This is a genomic window from Nocardioides dubius, from assembly GCF_039528155.1.
GTDB lineage: Bacteria > Actinomycetota > Actinomycetes > Propionibacteriales > Nocardioidaceae > Nocardioides > Nocardioides dubius.
The window spans coordinates 54,276-57,950 of record NZ_BAAALG010000005.1 but is presented as its reverse complement, the minus strand read 5'-3'; the positions used below and the strand labels follow the sequence as shown (position 1 = coordinate 57,950).

5 protein-coding genes are annotated in these 3,675 nt (G+C 71.6%); 4 read left to right on the top strand and 1 reads right to left on the bottom strand.

Going from position 1 to position 3,675, the window contains the following annotated elements; translation table 11 throughout:
* Window positions 1–335 precede the first annotated feature (335 nt).
* Together ABD151_RS07130 and ABD151_RS07125 are read left to right on the top strand one after the other, a co-directional pair.
* Window positions 336–1,061 carry a hypothetical protein gene (locus ABD151_RS07130; RefSeq protein ID WP_343992749.1) on the top strand — a complete coding sequence of 242 codons (726 nt, stop codon included), beginning with the start codon at window positions 336–338 and terminating at the stop codon, window positions 1,059–1,061.
* Between the two features lie 77 nt (window positions 1,062–1,138).
* Window positions 1,139–1,462, top strand: coding sequence for a hypothetical protein (locus ABD151_RS07125; protein ID WP_343992747.1), 324 nt, complete (start codon window positions 1,139–1,141; stop codon window positions 1,460–1,462).
* Window positions 1,463–1,556: 94 nt separating this feature from the next.
* On the opposite strand, the gene ABD151_RS07120 is transcribed toward ABD151_RS07125, so the two are convergent.
* Entirely contained in the window at window positions 1,557–2,729 is a 1,173-nt protein-coding gene (locus ABD151_RS07120) for an MFS transporter (protein WP_343992745.1), read from the bottom strand.
* Window positions 2,730–2,780: 51 nt separating this feature from the next.
* Between ABD151_RS07120 and ABD151_RS07115 the strand changes: the two genes are divergently transcribed.
* The gene (locus ABD151_RS07115) at window positions 2,781–3,134 is read left to right on the top strand and encodes a MerR family transcriptional regulator (RefSeq protein ID WP_343992743.1); all 354 of its coding nucleotides are present in this window, start codon (window positions 2,781–2,783) and stop codon (window positions 3,132–3,134) included.
* Window positions 3,135–3,210: 76 nt separating this feature from the next.
* Entirely contained in the window at window positions 3,211–3,654 is a 444-nt protein-coding gene (locus ABD151_RS07110; protein ID WP_343992741.1) for an RrF2 family transcriptional regulator, read from the top strand.
* Window positions 3,655–3,675: the final 21 nt, after the last annotated feature.

The following is a 3,675-nucleotide window of genomic DNA, read 5'->3' as shown; positions in this document are numbered from 1 at the left end:
GGTGAAGCGGATGACACCGATCAGCTGACCGTCGTCGGTGAAGCCGTGGGTGCCGCCCAGCCAACCGGTCGCGCCGGGTGCGAGGTCGCGGTGCCAGCTGTCGAGCAGCCGACGGGCCTCACCCTGCCGGGTGCAGGGGCCTTGAATCATCTGGATGAACATCGCTGTCTCCTCGTGGTGAGTGGATGAACGCACGGTCGAGGCAGCTCCCGGGACCCCGGCCGGGCCCTGCGCGCAACCTACGTCCGCAACCGCCCTCGGCGCATCGCCACAATTGGCGGCGCTCTTGGGAGTTCCGCATCCGCCCTCCGGCCCGGGCCTGTCATCCTTGGCCGGTGCCCATCATCGATACCGCCGCCTTCCACAGTGAGACGTTCCGGATGGTGCACGACAAGGGCGGATCGCAGTTCCGCGACCTCGACGTCAGCGACTGCACGTTCGACAACTGCACGCTCTCCGGCGTCACGCGGCCCGAGCGGATGAGCCGGGTCAGCGACGTCCGGCTCACCGACTGCTCGCTGGTCAACTCCCAGCTGGGGCCGACCGTCCTCGAGGACGTCGTCGTCGACGGGCTGCAGGCGAACGCGCTGGTGCTCTGCTGGTCCTTCTTCCTGCGGCGGGTCCGGGTCCGTGGGCGGATCACCAGCATCAAGCTGAACCGTGCTCCGGCAGCGATGGTCAGCCCGGCGATGCAGGCAGCGTTCGACGAGGCCCGCGCCGCGTTCTATGCGGAGACCGACTGGGCGCTCGACCTGACCCAGGCCCGGTTCGTCGCCACCTGCGAGATCGGCGGCGTCCCGCTCGACCTGGTCAGGATCGACCCGGAGAGCCAGGCGGTGGTGCGCCGGGTGGACCTTCCGGAGCCGGACGCCCTGGCCGAGCTGCGCGAGGTGGCGCCCTGGGCGCACGAGCGGATCACCTGGTTCCGTGACGACGTCGAGCGGGACGAGCTGCTGCTGGTCGCCCCGCTGGCCGGGAAGAAGGCGCGTCGCGAGGAGGCGCTCGCCGGGATCGCTCACCTGCGTCGGCTGGGTGTGGCGCGGCCCGAGCCCGCGCGCTGACGGCGGAGCCTCACCAATACTGCGTAACTCGTGCCTGCACGCGTGCGCGGGTGGTGCGCCGCTGGCAACATCACGTCATGGAGGACCACGAGCCCACCGCAAAGGACCACTGGGCCTGCGTCGGCGTCCCGCTGCTGGTCGGCTCGATCCTGCTGGTCGCCGGGCTGTTCGTGGGCTTCACGCCGGTCGGCGGGCACTGGGACAACGAGAGCTTCACCTGTGGCTCGCCGTTCCTGGAGGCCGGCGACGACGGCGGCTACGGCGGCAGTGAGCAGTACGACGCCTGCCTGCAGGAGCGCTCGCACCTGCGCCCGGTGGCCTGGGGCGGCGTCGGCCTGGGTGCTCTCTCCTTGCTGGGCTCGGTGCTCGCCCTGTGGTCGCATCATCGGCGACCGGACTGAGGCGGTCGGCTGTCGCGTGCGGCGCTTGCCTGCGCTGCGCTGCGCTGCGCTGTGGCAGGCGCGGCGCTGCGGGCCGGCCGCTCGTCGTCCGCCGTCACTCGGCGTGGGAGAGCGCCGGCGCGACGGGGCGCTTCTCCTGGGAAGGGGCCGTGGTCCGCCGGGCCAGCGCGACGGCGGCGGCCAGGGCGAGTCCGGCGGCGATGATCGGCAGCGGAGCGGCCCCGGCCTGCTGGTGGACGAGGCCGCCCAGCGCGGCACCGACGGCGACGCCCAGGTTGAGCGCGACCACCATCACCGCCCCCGCGGTCGGGCGGAACGCCTCGGAGGCGAGCGCGAGCAGTCGGACCTGGAAGATCACCGGCAGTGCCCCGATCACGCCACCCCAGAGCCCGACCGCCAGCAGGGCTGTCGCGACGTCGTGGCGGGCGAGGGCAACCAGGAGCAGCGAGGCCGCGAGTGCGAAGGCGGTGATCGCGAGCCCGCTCTCCGGGTAGCGCCGCGAGGCGGCGGGCGCGACCAGGAGTCCCAGGACGCCGGCGGCGCCGAAGACCAGGAGCGCCAGGCTGGTGTGGCCGCCCAGGAGCGGGGCGATGAAGGTGAAGGCCAGGAAGTGGGCGACGAGGATCAGGGCGCCGAGCACCGCCGTGCGCACCACCGCTGCGGTGCTCGGGTCGCGGAGTCCGGGCGGCCCCTCGGGTGCGGCGGCCATCCGGGGCAGGGTCGCGGCGAGCAGTGCCGCCGTCGCGAGGGTGAGCATGCCGACCAGGGCGAAGGCAGGGCGCCAGCCGAGCCTCTCGCCGAGCGCGGTCGCGGCCGGGATCGCGGCGACTGCCGCCACGGTCGGTCCGGCGACCACGAGCGCCACCGCGCGGGAGGAGTGCTGCTCGGCGACCAGCGAGACGGCGGAGACCACGACGCTCGCCCAGAACAGGCCGTGTCCGGCGGCCGCGGCGACCCGCGCGGCGAGGAGGATCTCGTAGCTGGGCGCCAGCGAGGTGAGCACCGTGGCCAGGCCGGTTCCGGCGAGCGAGCCGACCAGCAGGTGACGTCGATCGAGGCGTCGGGTCGCCCGCGTCAGGGGGATGCTGAGTGCGGCGATGGCGACGCCCCATGCGGTGACCAGGAGGCCGACCCGGCTGGGCGAGACGTCCGTGTCGTGACTGATGTCCAGGAGCAGGCCGGCGGGGATCAGCTCGGCGGTCACCGTCCAGAGCGTGCCGAGGGTGAGGGCGAGGATCGGCGTCCAGGGGAATCGTGGAGAGGTCATGCTGGGAACGTAAACCTTGACATTGATAGGAATGTCAAGGAATGTGGCGGCATGAAGATCGGCGACGTCGCCAACGCGACCGGCGTGCCCACCCGGATGATCCGCTACTACGAGGCCCAGGGCCTGCTGGAGCCCGAGCGCGAGCCGAACGGCTACCGCGTCTACGGCGAGGCGGACGTCGATCGGGTGCGAAGGATCCGCAACCACATCACCGCCGGGGTGCCGACCCGCTTGATCCACGTGCTCTTCGACATGGAGAAGCCGTCCTGGTCGGCGAGCTGCACGCGCGCCTTCGCCGACATGCTCACCGACGAGGTGGCGGCGCTCGATGAGCGGATCGCCTGCCTCAGTGCCAGCCGGGAGACGCTGCGCTCCTATCTGGCCGGTGCCAGCATTGAGACCTGAGTCGCGGCGTGGCGCGTGCTCGACGCCACAGCGTTTTATTTTGCATTTGAGATTCTAAATTAACTACCGTGGGCTCATGGAGCTCACGAAGTTCACCGACCTCGGTCTTCGGGTGATGATGCGGCTCACCGTCCTCGAGGAGGGCGAGTCGCTCACCACCCAGGCCGTCGCTGAGCAGGTCGCGGTCTCCTATGCGCACGCCACCAAGGTGGTCGCCAGGCTTCAGGCCCTCGGTGTCGTCGAGACCCGTCGTGGCCGCGCGGGTGGCCTGTGGATCACTGAGCAGGGGCGTGCGATGTCGATCGGGGCACTCGTGCGGGCGTTGGAGGGCGCCGACGAGGTGATCACCTGCGAGGGTGACAACCCCTGTCCGCTGCGGCACTCCTGCCGCTTGCGGGGGGTGCTGCGCCAGGCGCAGGAGGCGTTCTTCGCCACCCTCGACCCGTTCACGATCGGCGACCTCACCGCCCCGCCCACCGGCCCGGTGCTGCTCACCTTGGGCACCCGGTCGCAGGCGTAGGCGGCACCTGGATCTCCGCCG